The following is a 19,074-nucleotide window of genomic DNA, read 5'->3' on the forward strand; positions in this document are numbered from 1 at the left end:
CGGGAGCGGCGTGCGGTGTCAGGCGCGGATGACCTCCACGCCGGCCGCCGCGAACGACTTGGTCAGTTCGTCCGAGGCGGCCTTGTCGGTCACCAGGACGTCGATGTCCTCCACCGGGCAGATACGGGCGAAGGCCCGCCGGTCCAGCTTGGTGGAGTCGGCGACCGCGACAACCTGCTGCGCGCGGCGGGCCAGTGCCCGGTTGATGCTGGCCTCGCCCTCGTGGCTGGCCGTCGCCCCGTGGGCCACGTCGATGGCGTCCACCCCTATGAAGACCTGGTCCAGTGCGATCTCCGCGAGCAGTTCGGTGGCCAGCGGCCCGATCAGCTCATAGGACGCCGGCCGGGCCACCCCGCCGGTCACCACAAGCTTGACGTGGCGCCGTACGACCAGCTCGTTGGCGATGTTCAGCGCGTTGGTCACCACGGTGATCGCCGTCTCCGTGCCACCGGAACCCAGGTCGGCGCGGGTGGCCAGGGCCCGAGCCACCTCGGTCGTCGTGGTGCCGCCGTTCAGCCCCACCACGGCGCCGGCCTTCACCAGTCCGGCGGCCGCGTGCGCGATCCGCTCCTTCTCCGGAGCGTTGCGCGCGGCCTTGTAGCGCAGGGGCAGGTCGTAGGCGATCGCGTTGAGCGCGGCTCCGCCGTGCGTGCGGGTGACCATCTGCTGGCGGGCCAGCTCGTCGAGGTCGCGCCTGATCGTCGCGGCGGAGACCCCCAACTCCTCGGCAGCCGCCTCGACTTCGATCTTTCCGTCGCGCGTCAGCATCTCCAGCAGCGCGCTCCACCGGGCCTGCGGTGCCGCCATGTCTCACAACTCTCTGTCGACGGTGTGCGCCACAATGTGCGCACCTCCATGAAACCACAGCGCTTGATTGGGTGTTTTATGGTCGCGAAACGAGCAAGATCCTGCACTCTCCGCAAATCCTTGCCGCTGTCGCGGCCCTCGCACGCCGCGATCGGAGGCCGTCCGTGCCGCTGACACCCACCGCCGACATGGTGAGCTCCGCATGCCGCGACAGACGGGCCGTCGGCGCGTTCAACGTGATCACCCTGGAGCACGCCGAGGCCGTGGTCACCGGGGCGGAAGCCGCGGGCTGCCCGGTCATCTGCCAGATCAGCGAGAACGCCGTGCGGTTCCACGGCAGTCGGCTCGCCCCGATAGCGCGCGCCACCGCCGCGCTCGCCGAGGCGGCCGCCGTCCCCGTGGCGCTGCACCTCGACCACGTCACCGACGAAGCGCTGCTGCGCCGCGCCGCGGACTGCGGCTTCGGATCCGTCATGTTCGACGCGTCCGCGCTGTCGCACACCGAGAACGTCGCCGCCACGCGTGCCGCGGCGCATTGGGCGCACGCCCAGGGGCTGTGGGTGGAGGCGGAACTCGGCGAGATCGGCGGCAAGAACGGAGTGCACGCACCTTCGGCGCGTACGGACCCCGATCAGGCGCGCGATTTCGTTTCCGCCACCGGGGTCGACGCACTGGCCGTCGCGGTCGGCAGCTCGCACGCGATGACCACACGCACCGCCAGGCTGGACCACGGCCTCATCGCCCGCCTCGCCAAGGCGGTCCCCGTACCGCTGGTCCTGCACGGCTCGACGGGCGTGCCCGAGGCGGAGCTCCGGCAGGCGGTGGAGGCCGGCATGCTCAAGGTCAACATCGGCACGGCACTGAACGCCGCCTTCACCGGCGCGGTCCGCGACACACTCGCCGCGGCGCCCGCAGCCGTCGACCCCCGGCCGGCTCTCACCGCAGCGCGCCGGGCGATGGCCGACGCCGTGACCTCGGCGCTGCGGACCCTGTCGGGCGGCGAGTACAGGACGAGATGAGCCGACCGGGGTCCGTCGGACCCGACTCTACGTTCCGTGTCAGACGAGGCCGGACCCGGTCAGGGCTGTATCGATCCCTTCGGCCACTCGGCAGGCGCCCTTTTCTGAGCCTCTAGAAGAAGCCCAGCTTCTTCGGCGAATACGACACCAGGAGGTTCTTCGTCTGCTGATAGTGCTCCAGCATCATCTTGTGCGTCTCACGCCCGATCCCGGACTGCTTGTAGCCGCCGAACGCCGCGTGCGCCGGATACGCGTGGTAGCAGTTCGTCCACACCCGGCCCGCCTGGATCGCGCGGCCCGCCCGGTACGCGGTGTTCATGTCCCGGGTCCACACGCCCGCCCCGAGGCCGTACAGCGTGTCGTTGGCGATCTTGATCGCGTCGTCGAAGTCGTCGAACGACGTCACGGACACCACCGGCCCGAAGATCTCCTCCTGGAAGATCCGCATCCGGTTGTCGCCCTCGAAGATGGTCGGCTGGACGTAGTAACCGCCCTTCAACTCACCGTCGTACTCGACGCGTTCACCGCCCGTGAGGATCCTGGCGCCCTCCTGCCGGCCGATGTCCAGATAGGAGAGGATCTTCTCCAGCTGGTCGTTGGACGCCTGCGCGCCGATCATCGTGTCCGTGTCGAGCGGGTGACCCGGCTTGATCAACTCGGTGCGGGCGACCGCGCCCTGGACGAAGTCGGCGTAGTTGCCGCGCTGAACCAGCGCGCGGGACGGGCAGGTGCACACCTCGCCCTGGTTGAGCGCGAACATGGTGAAGCCTTCGAGCGCCTTGTCGCGGAAGTCGTCGTCCGCCGCCCACACGTCGTCGAAGAAGATGTTCGGCGACTTGCCGCCCAGCTCCAGCGTGACCGGCTTGATGTTCTCCGAGGCGTACTGCATGATCAGCCGCCCCGTCGTGGTCTCACCGGTGAACGCCACCTTCGCCACCCGCGCACTGGACGCGAGCGGCTTGCCCGCCTCCACCCCGAAGCCGTTGACGATGTTCACGACACCCGCCGGCAGCAGATCCGCGATCAGGCTCATCCAGTAGTGGATGGACGCCGGCGTCTGCTCGGCGGGCTTGATCACGACCGCGTTGCCCGCCGCCAGCGCGGGCGCCAGCTTCCACACGGCCATCAGGATCGGGAAGTTCCACGGGATGATCTGCGCTACCACCCCGAGCGGCTCGTGGAAGTGGTACGCCACCGTGTCGTCGTCGAGTTCGCCGAGCGACCCCTCCTGCGCCCGGATCGCGCCCGCGAAGTAGCGGAAGTGGTCGATGGCGAGGGGGATGTCGGCGGCGAGCGTCTCCCGTACCGGCTTGCCGTTCTCCCAGCTCTCGGCGACCGCCAGCGCTTCGAGGTTGGCCTCCATCCGGTCGGCGATCTTCAGCAGGATGTCGGACCGCTGGGTCACCGACGTACGGCCCCACGCCGGCGCCGCCGCGTGCGCCGCGTCGAGCGCGCGCTCCACGTCCTCGGCGGTGCCCCGCGCGATCTCCGTGAACGGCTGCCCGTTCACCGGACTCGGGTTCTCGAAGTACTGCCCCCGGGCCGGCGGCACGTACTCGCCGCCGATGAAGTGGTCGTAGCGCGCCTGGTAGGAGACGATCGCGCCGTCGGTTCCGGGCGCCGCGTAACGGGTCATGCTGGCCTGCCTCCCTGAGCAGAACCGCCCGCCGTTGGACGGCTCACGCCGCGAGGCTAGAAGCGGCGAGGTTGCAGCCAGGTTGCGTACGGATCCCGGCGGCGCCGTCCGCGCGGAGTCGGGCACAGACCTGTCATGCGTACGAGGGTGCCGCCACGTGTGCCGAGAGATGCCGGACACCCGCGTGAGCGCCGGGGACCCGCGCCCCACGATCCACGGGTCCTGGACGGCGCAGCCCGGGCAGCGGCTCCTCGGGCGCACTGTGCTGTCTTCTCGGCGGCGCTTGCCCTCCCCGGCGTGCCGGGCACGTGGGCGCCCGCCTGCCGTCAGTGCCGAACGGCCTGATGCGGCCAACCCCGTGGCGCCGCCTGTTCCGACTCCAGTTCGTTCAGGCGTGCCCGCACGGCCGCCGTCGGTCGTACGGCCGCGAGCGCGCGCCAGACTTCGAGGTCGTCCTCGCCCCACGGCGCGTGGGCCCAGTCGGCCAGCAGGTCCGGGTCCCGGCGGGCGACGAGCGCGGTGCGCAGACCGTCGGCGAGCCTGCGCCGCAGCCGGGCCACAGTCGGCGCCCGGGAACCGGGCAGCAGCGGCCCGGCGTACGCCCGCACCGCTGTCGTGACCGCACCCGACTCCAGCGCGCGCTCCACGACGGCGATGTCCGACTCGACCGGCACCGTCAGCCGATACGGACGCGACGCCAGCAGCCCGGGAGCCAGGACGCGGCGCAGCCGGGCCAGTTCGGCGCGCAGGGTCACCGGCGTCACCGACTCGTCCTCGTACAGCGCGCACTGCAGCTCGTCCCCGGTCAGCCCTTCCGGGTGGCGGGCGAGCAGGACGAGGATCTCGCTGTGCCGGCGACTGAGCCGCAACTTCCGTCCGGCGGCGAGCAGTTGGGCCTCGTCGCGGCCCAGCGCGGTCAGTGCGAGCACGTCCGTGGCGGGCAGGACCGGGGTGAGCAGCGCCAGCTGGGACTCGGCGGCCCGTGCCACCGCCTGTACGAACCCGAGGCTGTGCGGATGCGCGAGCCCGTCCCGGCCGGTGATGTCCACGGCACCGAGCACCCGTCCCGTACGCGGATCGTGCACCGGAGCCGCCGCGCACGTCCACGGCTGCACCTGTCGGCTGAAGTGCTCGGCCGCGAACACCTGCACCGGCCGGTCCACGGCGACCGCCGTACCCGGCGCGTTCGTACCGACCGCCGACTCCGCCCAGCGCGCACCGGGCACGAAGTTGATCCGCCCCGCCTGCCGTCTGGTCGCGGGGTGTCCCTCGACCCACAGCAGCCTGCCCTGCGCGTCGCACACCGCGAGCAGATGCTCGCCGTCGGCGGCGAAGGTGCCCATGAGTTCACGGATCAGGGGCATCACCCGGGCCAGCGGGTGCTCCGCGCGGTAGGCGCCGAGGTCGCCGTCCAGCAGCTCCACGCTCGCCGAGCCGTCCGGCCCCACCCCCGCCCGGGCGGAGCGGCGCCAGGAGTCCGCCACCACGGAACGCACCGGCCGGGTCACCGTCCCCGCCTCGGTGAACGTCTCGTGCGCACGACGCAGCACCCGAACCCGTTCGACGGGGTCGGCCCCCGGCTCCAGGGCCACCCATGGATCGGTCAACTCGGCCTCCCCGGTAGGTGATGGCGATGCGGCTGGTGACATCGTCACTCCGGGGCTGGACCCGGACAACCGTTTGGACGGAGTCGACCGAACCACGCCATCACTGTTTCGCTCAGGCGGTGTTGACGAGGCGTATGTAGCGCGTCCAGTCCCAATCGGGTCCGGGGTCCGTGTGATCGGTTCCGGGCACTTCGTAGTGCCCGATGATGTGCGCGCGGTCCCTCGGTATGCCGTAGCGCGCGCAGATCGTCGCGGTGAGCCGCGCCGACTCCTCGTACAGGACGTCTGTGAAATATCCGGGCCGATCCACCCACCCTTCGTGTTCGATGCCGATGCTGCGCAGGTTGTGGTCCCAGTCGCCCGCGTGCCAGGCGATGTCGTGCTCGCGTACGCACTGCGCCACATGTCCGTCGCCGGACCGCACGACGTAGTGCGCGGACACCTTCTTGTCCGGGTGCTGGAAGACGGCCAGGGTGTTGGCGTAGGACGCCTGGGTGACGTGGATGACGACGAGGTCGGGGACCTGGGTACCGGGGCGGCCGGCGGGCGTGTAGTTGGCGGTGCTCGCCGGCTCCCAGGTGCCGAGCGGATAGTCGAGGGACGGGGGCTGGGCGCCGATCCGGGGAGCGGGAAGCAGGGCGTAGGGGCCGACGGCGAGCGCGGCGTTCTTCAACAGCCGCCGTCTGCTGGGGAACGACCTGGTCCGCGCCATCCGTGAAGGGCCTTTCGACAGGGGAGTAACGGCAGGGGGGAGTAACAGGGGGCAGGGGAGTACTCGTTGGGAGACGCACTGATGTGCCAAGGGGGTTGCAGATGCCTGAGAGCCGGCTCCTGGCTCAGAGCCGTAGCGCCGCCGCCGTCTCGCGCAACTGTGCGTGCAGCCCGCGATGGGTCTCGCGCGTGGGCAGCCACTCCTTCCGGATCTTCGCCACGCACGTGTAGTTGGTGTTGCAGACATTGGCCAGCGGCGACTCGACCGCTTGCGTCGCGAACTGGTACGCGTCCAGCTCACTGAACCCGTAGTCCCGGACCAGCCACCGCACCAGGTCGAGCTGGGATATCCGGAACGCGTCCTCCAACGGCCGTGCCGAGCCGGTCGAGATGATGTGCGTGTCGGACTCGATGCGCGGCCAGGGGGTGGCGACTCCCTTGAGCAGTTCGACGATCACCACGGTGTTCATCGCACACTCGACGGCGACCCCACAGGTCTCGCCCTCGCCCTGACGGGCGTGCCCGTCGCCGAGGCTGAGCATCGCACCCTCGACGTTCACCCCGAGATAGCAGGTGACACCGGCCCGCATCTCCGGTGTGTCCATGTTCCCGCCGTGCGCGTCGGGCACCAGCGCGGACCGCACCTCCAGGTTGGCGGGCGCCACGCCCACCGTGCCGTGCATCGGGTCCATGGGCAGCTCGATCTCGATGTCGCTGTCCCGCGCGCGGAACAGCGCCGTACGCCGTGTCCGGTCGAGCTGCCAGATCCAGACCGTCTCCGGCAGCGGCGGCTGCAACGTGGCCGTGGTGTGTGTGGACGTGAGCGCCCCGAACAGCGGGACCGTCGTCGACGCCGCCCAGTCCCGGGCCGGTTCGATGGACACGAAGTGCACCGCGACGGTGTCGCCCGGCTCGGCCCCCTCCACATGGAAGGGACCCGTCTGCGGATTCAGGAACGGGAACTCGCACACTTCGGACACCAGGTCCTTCTCGGACCGCACCCGGCCGGCGAAACAGTCCTCCGTGTACAGGTCGAGGACGGTGCCCGGCGTGATCCGTGCGACGGGCGGCGCACCGCCGAACGTCCAGGCGTACTCGCCCGGTTCGGGGCGTACGGTCAGGATTTTGGGGTCGCTCACAGCTGCCAACTCCGTTCTGCGGACGGTCGGTGGAGGGGGTTCGCACCAACCGTCCCCATGACGGCCGGGCCTCACGTGGATCACGCTACGGCGCCCGGCGGTCGGGCAGGAAGAGCCCATGGAATTCGGTGGACGACCGAGCGATTGTGGATAACTCCGTCACCCGAACGGGTGAGGGTGGTGCACTGTGCGGCGGACGACGGCCGGTCGGAGCGGCTCAGTCGGCCCGCACCGTCCGACCGGTCGGAGTCGCTCAGCCCCGCCCCGCCACCGCCCCCGGATCGTCGAGCACCGCCCGCACCACCGAGTGCGCGGCGCCCAGCAGCGGACCCTCGGGCCCCAGCCGCGACACCGACACCGCACAGGCGGGTCCCGTCGTACGCCGGTCCAGTTCCGCCTCCAGCGACGGCAGCAGCCACGGCGCGAGCCCGGACAGCGCTCCGCCCAGGACGACCGTCTCGGGGTCCAGCAGATTGACCGCCCCGGTCAGCGCGATACCGAGCGCCGTGCCGGCCCCGTCCAGGGCCCGTCGTACATCCGGGTCGCCCTGGGCGGCGCGCTCCGCGAGCAGCCCGACCCGGTCCTCGCCCGGCTCGACGCCCGCCGCCCGCAGGACCGCCTCCTCACCCGCGTACTGCTCCAGGCAGCCACGACCGCCGCACGCGCACTCCGGTCCCTCCGGCCACACCGGCACATGCCCCAGCTCGCCCGCGAAACCCCGCGTTCCGCGCAGCAGCCGTCCGTCCACGACCACCGCCGCGCCGATACCGATCTCGGCCGACACATGCAGGAAATCGGGCGGGGTGCCGTCGCCGAGCCAGAGCTCCGCCAGCGCGCCCAGGTTGGCCTCGTTGTCCACGGTCAGCGGGAACTCGGTGGGGAACAGGGCGCCGAGATCCGTGTCGTGCCAGTCGAGGTTGGGGGCGCGGACGACCGTACGTCCGTCGCGGGCCACGAGCCCCGGCACGGCGACCGCGAGGCCGGCCGGCCACAGGCCCTCGCGCTCCGCCTCGGCGATCACCTTCCGCACCAGCCCGGTCAGTTCCTCGATCACCGGCTCGGGGGAGCGCCCGCGATGGGCGCCGTGGCGCACGGCGCGCGCCCGTACCTCGCCCCGCAGATCGACCGCGCACACCGCGAGATGGTCGACCCCGATCTCCGCGCCGATGCCGGCCGGGCCACGCCCGCTCACGGCGAGCGCCGATCCGGGGCGCCCCACCCGGCCCGGCCGCTCGGGGCCCAGCTCTTCGAGCAGCCCCGAGCGGATCAGCTCGTCCACGAGGGTCGACACCGCCGCCCGGGTCAGCCCGATGCGGGAGGCGACCGCAGCGCGGGAGAGCGGCCCCTCGGCGCTGACGGTGTGCATCACGCGCGCGAGGTTGCGGCGGCGCATGCCCTGCTGGGTGTCGGGCAGCCGGGCGCCCGCGCCGGGCGGACGGGCCTCGTGCAGCGGTGCGGTCATGCCTCCCTCAGTCCTCGGTGGGTGTCAGCGACGCCGGTTCTCTCGGACGTGCTCCTACGCCGGTTCGTATACGTCAGTCGACGTCCGTACCCCGCTCCAGCAGCGGCGATGCGTCGGAGAGTACCCCGGCGATCCGGTCCAGCGTCGCCTGGTCCCGCTCCACCGCGTCCAGGACCGGCCCCCGGGCCGTGTCCCAGCGCCGGGCCACCGCGGCCGGGTCCTCGCCGGTCAGCAGCCCCGCCGCCTGTGCCGCGGCGCCGAGCGCGACCAGTTCCTTCGCCTCGGGTACCTGGACGGGCCGCCCGGACAGTCGGCGTACGGTCTCCTGCCAGGCCGTGCCGCGTGCTCCGCCGCCGATCAGGAGCAGCGGCACCGAGCGGTCGGCGTCCGCGTCGAGCACCAGGTCGAGGGCGCCGAGCAGCGAGTGCACGGCCCCGTCGTACGCGGCCTGGAGCAGCTGTCCGCCGGTCGTGTCGTGGCGCAGCCCGTGCAGCAGTCCCGAGGCGCCCGGCAGGTTCGGGGTTCGCTCGCCGTCCAGGTAGGGCAGCAGGGTGACGGCCGTGCCGGGTTCGACGGCCTCGCGGTCCAGGCCGAGCAGGGCCGCGACACGGTCCACGGCGAGCGTGCAGTTCAGGGTGCAGGCCAGCGGCAGCCAGTCCCCGCGCGCGTCGGCGAAGCCCGCGACGGTGCCGGTCGGGTCGGCGGGCCGGTACGTCGAGACCGCGTACACCGTGCCCGACGTACCGAGGCTCAGCACCGGAGTGCCGGGGCGCAGCCCGAGTCCGAGCGCGGCGGCGGCGTTGTCGCCGGTGCCCGCGGCGACCAGGGTGCCCTTGGAGAACGGCAGGTCATGGCTGTCGCGGACGGTACCGGCCACTTCACCGGGCCGGACCACCCGGGGCAGCAGCGCGGGGTCGAGCCCCACGTGCGCGAGGACCTCCGCGTCGTACGCCTCCGTCCCGGACGCCCACCAGCCGGTGCCGGAGACATCGCCGCGGTCGGTGGTGCCCTGGCCCGTGAGCCGTTCGGTGAGGTAGTCGTGGGGGAGCCGTACGGCCTTGGTGGCGCGCAGTGCCTCCGGCTCGTGCTCCGCCAGCCAGGCCCACTTCGTGACCGTGAAGGAGGCGCCCGGCACGCTCCCGGTGCGCTCCGCCCAGGTCTTCGCGCCGCCCAGTTCCTCGACCAGCCGGCGGGCCTGCGGCGCCGAGCGCACATCGTTCCACAGCATCGCCGGACGGACCGGCTCGCCCTGGGCGTCCAGGGTGACGAGCCCGTGCTGCTGGCCGCCGATCGACACGGCGGCGGCCTCGCGTGCCGCGTCACCGCATTGGCTCAGCGCCTCGCACAGGGCGTTCCACCACTGCCGCGGGTCGCTCTCGCGGCCCGCCCCGGTGGTGACGGTGTGGGGGGCCTGGCCGCTCGCCACGACCTGTCCGGTGGCCGCGTCGACGACCAGTGCCTTGGTGGACTGGGTCGACGTGTCCACGCCGACGACGAGCGGACCCTCGGCTGCTGACATCGGGCTCTCCCTTTTCCGCGGCTCCGCGGGATCTGGCCTGGTCTTTTCCGGTGTCTGTCCGGGTCGCGGCGACCCGTCCCCACCCTCAGTCTCTGCTCAGGGAAACGTTTCAGGGACACGTTGTCTCTTCCCAGAGATGCTTCCGCATACTAATTTGTAAACCGCCATGACGAAATAGTCGGAGCAGCAAGGAGCCGCGGCATGAACTACCAGCCCACCCCCGATGACAGGTTCACCTTCGGCCTGTGGACCGTCGGCTGGCAGGGACGGGACCCGTTCGGCGACGCCACCCGCCGTGCGCTCGACCCGGTCGAGACGGTGCAGCGTCTGTCCGAGCTGGGTGCCCATGGGGTGACCTTCCACGACGACGACCTGATCCCGTTCGGGTCCACGGACGCCGAGCGCGAGTCGCACATCAAGCGCTTCCGCCAGGCCCTCGACGCGACCGGCATGAAGGTGCCGATGGCCACCACCAACCTCTTCACGCACCCCGTCTTCAAGGACGGCGCGTTCACCGCGAACGACCGTGAGGTGCGGCGCTACGCGCTGCGCAAGACGATCCGCAACATCGACCTCGCGGTCGAACTCGGCGCGGAGACCTACGTCGCCTGGGGCGGCCGGGAAGGCGCCGAGTCCGGCGCGGCCAAGGACGTACGTGTCGCTCTGGACCGTATGAAGGAGGCCTTCGACCTCCTCGGCGAGTACGTGATCTCCCAGGGCTACGACCTGAAGTTCGCGATCGAGCCCAAGCCGAACGAGCCGCGCGGCGACATCCTGCTGCCGACGGTCGGCCACGCCCTCGCCTTCATCGAGCGCCTGGAGCGCCCGGAGCTGTACGGCGTCAACCCCGAGGTCGGGCACGAGCAGATGGCCGGGCTGAACTTCCCGCACGGCATCGCCCAGGCCCTGTGGGCGGGCAAGCTCTTCCACATCGACCTCAACGGCCAGTCCGGCATCAAGTACGACCAGGACCTGCGCTTCGGCGCCGGTGACCTGCGTGCAGCCTTCTGGCTGGTCGACCTTCTGGAGAGCGCCGGTTATGCGGGCCCGAAGCACTTCGACTTCAAGCCGCCGCGGACCGAGGACCTCGACGGCGTGTGGGCCTCGGCGGCCGGCTGCATGCGCAACTACCTCATCCTGAAGGAGCGTGCGGCGGCCTTCCGCGCCGATCCGGAGGTCCAGGCGGCCCTGCGTGCCTCGCGCCTGGACGAACTGGCGCAGCAGACGGCGGCGGACGGCCTGGCGGGCCTGCTCGCGGACCGCTCGGCCTTCGAGGAGTTCGACGTGGAGGCGACCGCCGCGCGCGGGATGGCCTTCGAGCAGCTCGACCAGCTGGCCATGGACCATCTGCTGGGGGCGCGCGGCTGAGTCGCGTGCTGGGGGGACACCCGTCTTCGACGGGTGTCCTCGTTCACTGCCGTATCGGCTGTGCTCCGGTTGATCCCCTGTGACCGGTCCTCGCGCGGATTGCTCCGGAATCGTGCGGTCCATGGCATGAGGCCGTATCAACTTCCGCGTGGGGGTCGCGTGCTGACCGGTTCGCGGCGAGTCTTGACGGTATGGCCATGCCGCCCGTACCGCCTCAGCCGCCCGGGCCGCCGGGGGGCACTCCGCCTCCGGGCGGTGGCTTCGGACCGCCCCCTGAAGGCTTCGGCCCGCCCTCCGGAGGAGGCTACGGAAGCGGGGGCTACGGCCCTCCTTACGAGGGCAACGGCAGCAGTGGCTACGGTCCTCCTCCGGGCGGCGGCAACTGGCTGCCGCCGGAGCAGCCCGGGCAGCCCGGTGACCCGGGCGGACACCGAGGGCCGGGCAGGCGTCCGAGTCCGCTCCTGATCCTGATCGCCGCGATCGTCGTACTCGGAGCCGTCGTCGCCGTGGTGCTTCTGGCCTCCGGAGGCGACGACCCGGAGAAGAACCCACCGGAGAGCAGCCAGAGTTCGAGCGGCACCCCGGAGCCGTCGTTCAGCCTCCCGACCGAACTGCCCACGAAGCTTCCCACCAAGTTGCCCACGGAACTGCCGTCCGGGTTCCCCACCGAGCTTCCGACCGAGTTCCCCACGGATCTGCCGAGCGAGTTCCCGAGCGACCTGGAGTCGCTCATCCCCCTGTCCGGCGAAGAAGTCCCGTACTACATGCTGCGAACGGGCGACTGCTTCGACACCGACACCTCCCACCCCGGACAGGCCGCGAAGCGCGCGTGCGACGGACCGCACGACGCCGAGGTCGTGAAGGTGGCAGAGCTGGAGGGCAGTCACTCGACGGACGCCGCCCTGAAGAAGGCCGCGTCCACCCTGTGCCGGTCACCACTGGAGCGCGCGGCGGCTGAGCAGCCCGTCGGTACCGTGCGGGGCAGCCTGGTGCAGTACCCGGACACCGCGAGCTACCGGTTGGGCATCGACAAGGTCGCGTGCAGCCTGGCCGCCGACCTCGGCTCCGGCACCCGGAAACTCACCGCACCACTGACCTGACGTCTCGGCAGATCGAGCTCCACGCGTGCGTGCCGCTCGATCGGCCCCCATTCCAGGGCCTTCAGGGAGACTCCTCCGGGGCCATGTGCTCCAGCGACGCCAGGGCGGTCGCCGGGTCCTGAGCCGACCGACCGGCGGGCACCCAACGGCCGCTCTCCTTCCGGTACGGCCACCAGCGGCCGTCACGCCCCAGGCGCAGCTGGCTGCCCGCGCCGACCACCGTCCACCTGTTGCGCGCCGCCCGCAGCGCCGGTCGCTCGCCCTCGTCCCAGGCCGAGTCGAGAGCGGCACGCGCGCGTGCGAGTTCCTCGCCCTCGACCGCCCACTCCTCCTCCAGGACCGACAACGCCGCCGTACCTCCCGACAGCCAGGCCCGGACGGCCGACGCCAACTGCTCCCGGCTGCGACCGGACCCCTTGGCGAGCCGGTCCGAAACGGCCCCCGAAGGGCCGCCCACAGCCAACCGGACGGCGTCCTGAGCCACCGTCAACTCCGCCTTGACCGGCCGCCGCTCATGACCGGACCCGAGCGCCTCGGCCAGCAGCCGATGCGCCTCCACGGCCGTCCGCGCGGCCAGGAACTCCAGCGCACCCGGGTCCACCCCGGGCGCGGGCAGGCCCTCGGTGTCCAGGGACGGCGGTATCCCGGGCGTTTCGGGCAGCTGAGGCAGGGCGGGCAGCGCGGGGAGGATGTCCCCGGCCGCGTACGCCTCGGCCGCGTCCACACCCGGCGGCTCGGCGGAACCGTCGGCAGGTGCGGCGCTACGGCTCTGTACGGCGTCCAGCAGGGCGCGTTCGCCGCGTCCCCGCATCAGCAGCAGGACGAACGGGTCCTGGTCCAGCAGCCGCGCGACCTGGTAGCAGAGAGCCGCCGTGTGACCGCAGTGGTCCCAGGCGCCGCAGTCGCACTCCGGCTCCAGATCGCCCATGCCGGGCAGGAGTTCGACTCCGGCGGCGGCCGAGTCCTCCACCAGGTGCGGAGGCATCTCCCGGTCGAGCAGGGCCGCGATATGACCGGCCCGTTCGACGGCCATGTCCAGAAAGCGGTCCCATTGGTCGTCGGACAGCTCGTGCAGCAGGACGTCGGAACGGTGCGTGGTGCGGTCGGGGTCCTGGACGACGGCGGTGATGCGTCCCGGGCGCACCGACACGGCGCCCACGGCTCCCGCGCGCGCGAGCCGGCGTCCCGCCCGCACCTGTTGGGAGTCCAGCGCCGCGTCCTCCAGCGACTTCAGCCAGGCACGTCCCCACCACGTCTCCGCGAACGCGCGCCCCGGTGGCGGAGGCAGCGCGGCGAACGTGCGCTCCAGGCCGGCGCCGGACGCGTCCCCCTCGTACGCCTCGCCGTCGTAGTCGTCACCGTTGTGCGCGCCCCTGTGGTGCTCGTCAACGCTGTGCTGATTCATCGCGCGCCCCCTCGCAGCCGCACCAGATCGGCCAGTTCGGTGTCCGTCAGTTCCGTGAGCGCGGCCTCGCCGGAGCCGAGCACCGCGTCGGCCAGTGCCTGCTTGCGGTTCAGCATCTCGGCGATGCGGTCCTCGATCGTGCCCTCGGCGATCAGCCGGTGCACCTGCACGGGGCGGTTCTGCCCGATGCGGTACGCGCGGTCCGTGGCCTGGGCCTCGACCGCGGGGTTCCACCAGCGGTCGTAGTGCACGACATGCTCGGCCCTGGTCAGGTTCAGGCCGGTGCCCGCGGCCTTCAACGACAGCAGGAAGACCGGTACTTCACCCTCCTGGAAACGCTCCACCATCGCCTCGCGTTCCGGGACCGGCGTGCCACCGTGGAGGAACTGCGTGGGCACTCCGCGTGCCGCAAGATGCCGTTCCAGGAGCCGCGCCATCCGTACGTACTGGGTGAAGACCAGAACGCTCGCCCCCTCGGAGAGGATGGTGTCCAGCAGCTCGTCCAGCAGCTCCAGCTTCCCGGAGCGGCCCACGATCCTCGGCCGGTCCTCCTTGAGGAACTGCGCCGGATGGTTGCAGATCTGCTTCAGGCCGGTCAGCAGCTTCACGATCAGCCCGCGCCGGGCCATGTTGTCGGCGCCGGAGATCTCCGCCAGGGTCTCCCGCACCACGGCCTCGTACAGCCCTGTCTGCTCCTTGGTGAGCGACACGGCACGGTCGGTCTCCGTCTTCGGCGGCAGCTCGGGAGCGATCCCCGGATCCGACTTGCGCCGCCGCAGCAGGAACGGCCGTACGAGCCGGGCCAGACGCTCCGCGGCGGCCGGGTCCTGACCGCCCTCGACGGACTGCGCGTACCGCGACCGGAAGGTGCCGAGCCGGCCCAGCAGCCCCGGAGTCGTCCAGTCGAGGATCGCCCACAGCTCCGACAGGTTGTTCTCCACGGGAGTACCGGTGAGCGCCACGCGTGCGCGTGCACCGATGGACCGCAGCTCCCGGGCCGTCTCCGAGTACGGGTTCTTGACGTGCTGTGCCTCGTCCGCCACGACCATGCCCCACGGCACCTCGGCCAGCCGACGCGCGTCCAGGCGCATCGTCCCGTAGGTCGTGAGCACGAACTCGCCGTCGACCAGGGCTTCCAGGCTGCGCCGCGACCCGTGGAAGCGGCGTACGGGCGTACCGGGCGCGAACCGCTCGATCTCGCGCTGCCAGTTGCCCATCAGGGACGTCGGACAGACGACGAGGGTGGGTCCCGCTGCCGACTCGTCGGTCTGCCGGTGCAGATGCAGCGCGATCAGGGTGATCGTCTTGCCGAGGCCCATGTCGTCGGCCAGACAGCAGCCGAGCCCCAGCGAGGTCATCCGGGCGAGCCAGTTCAGGCCCCGCAGCTGGTAGTCGCGCAGGGGCGCGGCGAGAGCGGCCGGCTGACCGACCGGGTCCTGTGCCTCCGGGTCCGAGATACGGTCCCGCAGGGCCGCCAGCCACCCGGTGGGCCGCACCTCCACCCGGCGTCCGTCGACCTCCGTCGAGCCCGTCAGGGCGGCACTGAGGGCGTCGACAGGCGTGACCTTGCGGTCCTGCTGCGCATGGGCGCGGCGGACCTCCCCGGGATCGACGAGGACCCACTGGTCGCGCAGCCGCACCACCGGGCCGTTCGCCTCGGCGAGCCGGTCCAACTCCTCGCGCGTGAGCTGCTGGTCACCCAGGGCGAACCACCAGTTGAAGGCGAGCAGCGCGTCGGCGGACAGGAACGACGGGGTGTCCGACGCGGCCCTCCCGGGACTCGTGTCGTCGTCGGGCGGGCCGACCACCGCACGGGCCGTCAGCTTGCGGGCCAGCTCCTTGGGCCAGTGCACCTCGACCCCGGCGGCGGACAGCGCGCGGGCGCCCTCCCTGAGCAGCTCGGTGACCTCTTCGGCGGCCAGTTCGACGGCGTCCGGCACGGCCGCCGAGAGCAGGGGTGTCAGCGGCGGCCAGGTCCGGGCCGCGCGGCGCAGCGCGAGCAGGGCGTCCATTCGCGCGCGCGGGCCGAAGGCGGAGCCGCCGGTCCCGGCCCACACCTCGGCCGCGTCCGCGACGAGCCCCGGCTCGCTCACGCTGTGCACCTGGAGCACGGCCCGGAAGCGGAGAGCCGTCTCGTCCGGTTCGCCGGACGCCAGCCCCGGTACCTCGATCCGCAGCGAGATCCGTACGCCCGCGTCGTGCCCGGCGGCGACCTCGGCGGCCCACGCACGCTGCTCCGGCACGTGCTGCGGTTCGCGCACCGCGTAGGCGGCCCCGCCCGTGGCGAGAGAGGCTGCGGGGGAGCGGGGCAGCGCGTCGGCCACCGCGTCCAGGAACGCGCGCAGCAGTCGCTCCGGGTCGGGCAGCCGGGGCGGCTCCGTGCCCTCCGATGGCACGGCGTGTGCGTCCGGGGGCATCGCGGCGGCGAGTTCGCGGACCCGCTCCACGTCCTGCGCGCCCAGCGGACCGGCCCGCCAGGCGTCATGGTCCCGCGCGGACAGACCGGGCAACAGCAGCCCGCGCGCGGCCAGTTGCAGGGCGAGAACGGCGGCCGTACCCCAGAACGCCGTGGCCCGATGGGCCTGCGCGGCGGCACGCGCGCGCGTGAGGACCGGCAGCGCCGCACGCACCGGGAGGAGGACGGCGGTCACCCGTGTCCGCTCGACACCGTGCTCGCCCGGCAGGACAACGGTCAGCTCGTCGACGGTTCCTGCGGCGACTGCGGGCGGTGGGTCGCCGTCGGGCCGCCAGAACGCGACCGTGCCGGTGCGGGCAGGATCGGCGGGCACGAACACGGCACAGCAGCGGGCCAGTTCGGAGATCTCGGACGGTGTTGCCGCGGGAATCCTCTGCACAGCGATGGCCGCATTCCTCAAATTTGACTACCGGGGTCCGGGTCGCCGAGGGTACAGCACCCCGAAGTCCAACCCGGCATGGCCGAGTCATGACCCAGGTCACTTTGCCGGAAGGGTGCCGTCAACCCCCTCGAGGCGGCGGGGATTTCCCCCGCACGGACACGGGTGGTGGCGCCATGGTCGCCGAGGGTGTCCGCTTCGTACGTTTCCTCAGGTCAGCCCGATGCCCGAAGAGAGCCGGAGACCGACCATGTCCCAGACCGCCGCCCTTGCCGCCGAACCTCCGGGGTCTCCCGCCGCGCAGTCCGGCGGCAGCGACTTCGCCCCGCTCCTGCGCACCATCAGAGGGCAGGGCCTGCTGGAACGGCGGCACACCTGGTACGCCCTCGGTATCCTCGGCAACCTGCTCGCGCTGGCCGGCATCGTCACCGGCATCGTGCTGATCGGGAGCTCCTGGTGGGTCCTGCTCCTCGCACCGCCGCTCGCCGTGTTCTGCGCCCGCACCGCCTTCATAGGCCACGACGCGGGCCACTCCCAGATCACCGGCAACAAGCCCGTAGGACGTGCGATCGGCCTGGTCCACGCCGACCTGCTGCTGGGGATGAGCTATTCCTGGTGGATCGACCAACGCATAGTCAGATGTAGCTTTTAGGTATGACTGATGACGTACAGCGGGCCCACTGGGGCGACTTGGAAGGACAGAACTGGGCCGGTCTGGCCCGGCTCTCCACCGAGGAGATCGAGGGAGACGACTTAGCCGACGATTCGTCGGACAAGCACCGCTTCGTGCCGATGACCGGGCGGGACATCAAGAGCACGGAGGAGCAGGAGAAGGACGGCCGCCGGTTCGTGGAGAGCCGAGGAGGCCGGTACGTCCACACGTACATGGAGCCCGACACCTCAGCGTGGAAGCGAAGGAGGGTCCGCCTCCCGGACGGCCGTACCGCATACCGAGTGATCCGGCCCGTGTTCGAGGGAGCGTTGGAGGACCTCAAGCGCGGTATCGCGCCGAACGGCGAACGCGTTGACGGTCTGATCGTCTATGACATCGACCGCCTCACCCGCGATCCCCGCCACCTTGAGGACGCCATAGAGGTAGTGGAACACCACCACCGGCCGATCATCGACATCACAGGCACGTTGGATCTTCTGACGGACAACGGCCGCGCCATGGCCCGCGTGTTGGTGACCATGGCCAACAAGCAGTCCGCCGACACGGCCCGCAGGGTCCGGCGCAAGCACAAGGCGTTGCGCGAGCAGGGCATCCCGGTTGGCGGTTCACGCCCGTTCGGTTGGCAGGAGGACAAACGGACACTGCACCCCGAGGAGGCGAAGCTACTGCGGGACGCGGCCCGTCGGTTGATCGAGGGAGCCACCTGGCACGGGATCATCGCTGAGTGGAACCGCGAGGGGATCACGACTCCCCGAGGGAATCGCTGGACACGCGCTGTCCTCAAGGAACTGATGAGGAACCCCCGTCTGTGCGGTCACCGCTCATACACGATCTCCGACATCGACCCGGAGACCGGACGAGAGACGCGTCATATCGCCGTCGCCCAGGACGACGAGGGCAAGCCGGTAGTTGGGCAGTGGCAGCCGATCCTCACGGTGACCGAATGGCAAGCTCTGCTCGCGATCATCGGCGAGGGGCCGATCCGAGGCACCGGACACAACACCCGGACGTACCTGGGAACAGGGACGCTCCGATGCGGCAAGGAAGGCTGCGGCGCACTACTACGCGCGCTCAAGGCGGCACGGAGTCAGGGGAAGCCAGAGGGGTATTTCTACTACGGCTGTCACGGCAAGTCGACCGGCCGAGGCTGCGGGGGCATCAAGATCGGCGGACCGGAGACCGACGAGTTGATCGGCAAGCTCGTGATCGCCAAGTACGAGGAGGAGGCCGCCGCGCGGGAGGCGACCGTGGCCCCGCAGACCTGGTCGAAGGAGGCGGACTTGGCCAACGTCCGTGAGGACATCGCGGACCTCAAGCAGGCCCGGCGGAACCGGCAGATCAGCGCAGAGAGGTATTACGCCGATCTGGCCGAGTACGAGGCCGATGAGCGACGTCTGACGAAGGACCGCAACGCCTGGCAGCGCAAGACCCTTGCTGCTCACGGCAAGCCCGTTGACATGGACAAGGAATGGCGTCGGGACGGGATCACCTTGGTGGAGCGCCGAGCCTACGTCGAGCGCACCTTGACGGCCCTGGTCGTTCTCCCCGTAGGCAGGGGCAGCAAGGTGCCGTTGAGAGATCGCCTGGTCCCGATCTACGCCGAGGAGTAGGGGAGGACCAGCACACGCGGGCCCGTCACGTCGCACGGCGATGGTGACGGGCCCTGTCGTTCGTGGACACCTCCAGGCCCAGAGCGGCGTTGATCCTGCGCCATTTGGCATCAGACCAGCGGGGAGCCTTACGCGCGTGCGCTCGCGCCCAGGCCATGTCCGG

13 protein-coding genes and 1 pseudogene are annotated in these 19,074 nt (G+C 71.3%); 5 read left to right on the forward strand and 9 right to left on the reverse strand.

The annotated features are described in order from the left end of the window. Nucleotides 1-18: 18 nt before the first annotated feature. Nucleotides 19-807 (reverse strand): DeoR/GlpR family DNA-binding transcription regulator, encoded by a 789-nt coding sequence (locus OG787_RS43535; RefSeq protein ID WP_369030063.1) that lies wholly within the window; start codon nucleotides 805-807, stop codon nucleotides 19-21. A gap of 164 nt (nucleotides 808-971) precedes the next feature. Here OG787_RS43535 and OG787_RS43540 point away from each other — a divergent pair, with 164 nt between their 5' ends. Then, nucleotides 972-1,826, forward strand: a complete 855-nt coding sequence (locus OG787_RS43540; protein WP_405538987.1) for a ketose-bisphosphate aldolase — start codon at nucleotides 972-974, stop codon at nucleotides 1,824-1,826. Nucleotides 1,827-1,938: 112 nt separating this feature from the next. On the opposite strand, the gene OG787_RS43545 is transcribed toward OG787_RS43540, so the two are convergent. The 6 genes from OG787_RS43545 to xylB all read right to left on the reverse strand — a co-directional run bounded on the left by OG787_RS43545 (nucleotide 1,939) and on the right by xylB (nucleotide 9,900). After that, on the reverse strand, nucleotides 1,939-3,462 hold the full coding sequence (locus tag OG787_RS43545; RefSeq protein ID WP_369030061.1) for an aldehyde dehydrogenase family protein: 1,524 nt from the start codon (nucleotides 3,460-3,462) through the stop codon (nucleotides 1,939-1,941). A 326-nt stretch (nucleotides 3,463-3,788) separates the two neighbouring features. Then, entirely contained in the window at nucleotides 3,789-5,111 is a 1,323-nt protein-coding gene (locus OG787_RS43550) for a GAF domain-containing protein (protein WP_405538988.1), read from the reverse strand. 70 nt (nucleotides 5,112-5,181) lie between these two features. Further along, nucleotides 5,182-5,781, reverse strand: a complete 600-nt coding sequence (locus OG787_RS43555) for an N-acetylmuramoyl-L-alanine amidase (protein WP_405538989.1) — start codon at nucleotides 5,779-5,781, stop codon at nucleotides 5,182-5,184. Between the two features lie 124 nt (nucleotides 5,782-5,905). Further along, a complete protein-coding gene (locus OG787_RS43560) occupies nucleotides 5,906-6,919 on the reverse strand; it encodes an acetamidase/formamidase family protein (protein ID WP_405538990.1) in 1,014 nt (337 codons plus the stop codon). Nucleotides 6,920-7,172: 253 nt separating this feature from the next. After that, on the reverse strand, nucleotides 7,173-8,381 hold the full coding sequence (locus OG787_RS43565; protein WP_405538991.1) for an ROK family protein: 1,209 nt from the start codon (nucleotides 8,379-8,381) through the stop codon (nucleotides 7,173-7,175). Nucleotides 8,382-8,454: 73 nt separating this feature from the next. Continuing rightward, a complete protein-coding gene (gene xylB / locus OG787_RS43570) occupies nucleotides 8,455-9,900 on the reverse strand; it encodes a xylulokinase (protein ID WP_369030056.1) in 1,446 nt (481 codons plus the stop codon). Nucleotides 9,901-10,101: 201 nt separating this feature from the next. Here xylB and xylA point away from each other — a divergent pair, with 201 nt between their 5' ends. Both xylA and OG787_RS43580 read left to right on the forward strand, forming a co-directional pair. Continuing rightward, nucleotides 10,102-11,268, forward strand: a complete 1,167-nt coding sequence (xylA, locus tag OG787_RS43575; protein ID WP_369030055.1) for a xylose isomerase — start codon at nucleotides 10,102-10,104, stop codon at nucleotides 11,266-11,268. Nucleotides 11,269-11,465: 197 nt separating this feature from the next. Next, nucleotides 11,466-12,368, forward strand: coding sequence for a hypothetical protein (locus OG787_RS43580; RefSeq protein WP_405538993.1), 903 nt, complete (start codon nucleotides 11,466-11,468; stop codon nucleotides 12,366-12,368). Between the two features lie 61 nt (nucleotides 12,369-12,429). On the opposite strand, the gene OG787_RS43585 is transcribed toward OG787_RS43580, so the two are convergent. Then, nucleotides 12,430-13,773 (reverse strand): SWF or SNF family helicase, encoded by a 1,344-nt coding sequence (locus tag OG787_RS43585; protein ID WP_405538994.1) that lies wholly within the window; start codon nucleotides 13,771-13,773, stop codon nucleotides 12,430-12,432. Beyond that, on the reverse strand, nucleotides 13,770-16,628 hold the full coding sequence (locus OG787_RS43590; RefSeq protein WP_405538995.1) for an SNF2-related protein: 2,859 nt from the start codon (nucleotides 16,626-16,628) through the stop codon (nucleotides 13,770-13,772). Before OG787_RS43590 ends, OG787_RS43585 begins: the two co-directional genes overlap by 4 nt. Before the next feature lie 250 nt (nucleotides 16,629-16,878). Here OG787_RS43590 and OG787_RS43595 point away from each other — a divergent pair. Continuing rightward, a pseudogene (locus OG787_RS43595) lies at nucleotides 16,879-17,256 on the forward strand (fatty acid desaturase); the annotation flags it as partial. 26 nt (nucleotides 17,257-17,282) lie between these two features. After that, entirely contained in the window at nucleotides 17,283-18,911 is a 1,629-nt protein-coding gene (locus OG787_RS43600) for a recombinase family protein (protein ID WP_405538996.1), read from the forward strand. Nucleotides 18,912-19,074 lie beyond the last annotated feature (163 nt).

It is taken from the genome of Streptomyces sp. NBC_00075 (assembly GCF_045041225.1).
Taxonomy (GTDB): Bacteria; Actinomycetota; Actinomycetes; order Streptomycetales; family Streptomycetaceae; genus Streptomyces; species Streptomyces adonidis.

What these genes read in the sequence shown, in the direction of transcription:
- OG787_RS43535 (WP_369030063.1), bottom strand. Translation starts at nt 807, where the DNA reads ATGGCGGCACCGCAGGCCCGGTGGAGCGCGCTGCTGGAGATGCTGACG.
- OG787_RS43545 (WP_369030061.1), bottom strand. Translation starts at nt 3,462, where the DNA reads ATGACCCGTTACGCGGCGCCCGGAACCGACGGCGCGATCGTCTCCTAC.
- OG787_RS43550 (WP_405538988.1), bottom strand. Translation starts at nt 5,111, where the DNA reads ATGTCACCAGCCGCATCGCCATCACCTACCGGGGAGGCCGAGTTGACC.
- OG787_RS43555 (WP_405538989.1), bottom strand. Translation starts at nt 5,781, where the DNA reads ATGGCGCGGACCAGGTCGTTCCCCAGCAGACGGCGGCTGTTGAAGAAC.
- OG787_RS43565 (WP_405538991.1), bottom strand. Translation starts at nt 8,381, where the DNA reads ATGACCGCACCGCTGCACGAGGCCCGTCCGCCCGGCGCGGGCGCCCGG.
- xylB (WP_369030056.1), bottom strand. Translation starts at nt 9,900, where the DNA reads ATGTCAGCAGCCGAGGGTCCGCTCGTCGTCGGCGTGGACACGTCGACC.
- xylA (WP_369030055.1), top strand. Translation starts at nt 10,102, where the DNA reads ATGAACTACCAGCCCACCCCCGATGACAGGTTCACCTTCGGCCTGTGG.
- OG787_RS43580 (WP_405538993.1), top strand. Translation starts at nt 11,466, where the DNA reads ATGCCGCCCGTACCGCCTCAGCCGCCCGGGCCGCCGGGGGGCACTCCG.
- OG787_RS43585 (WP_405538994.1), bottom strand. Translation starts at nt 13,773, where the DNA reads ATGAATCAGCACAGCGTTGACGAGCACCACAGGGGCGCGCACAACGGT.
- OG787_RS43600 (WP_405538996.1), top strand. Translation starts at nt 17,283, where the DNA reads ATGACTGATGACGTACAGCGGGCCCACTGGGGCGACTTGGAAGGACAG.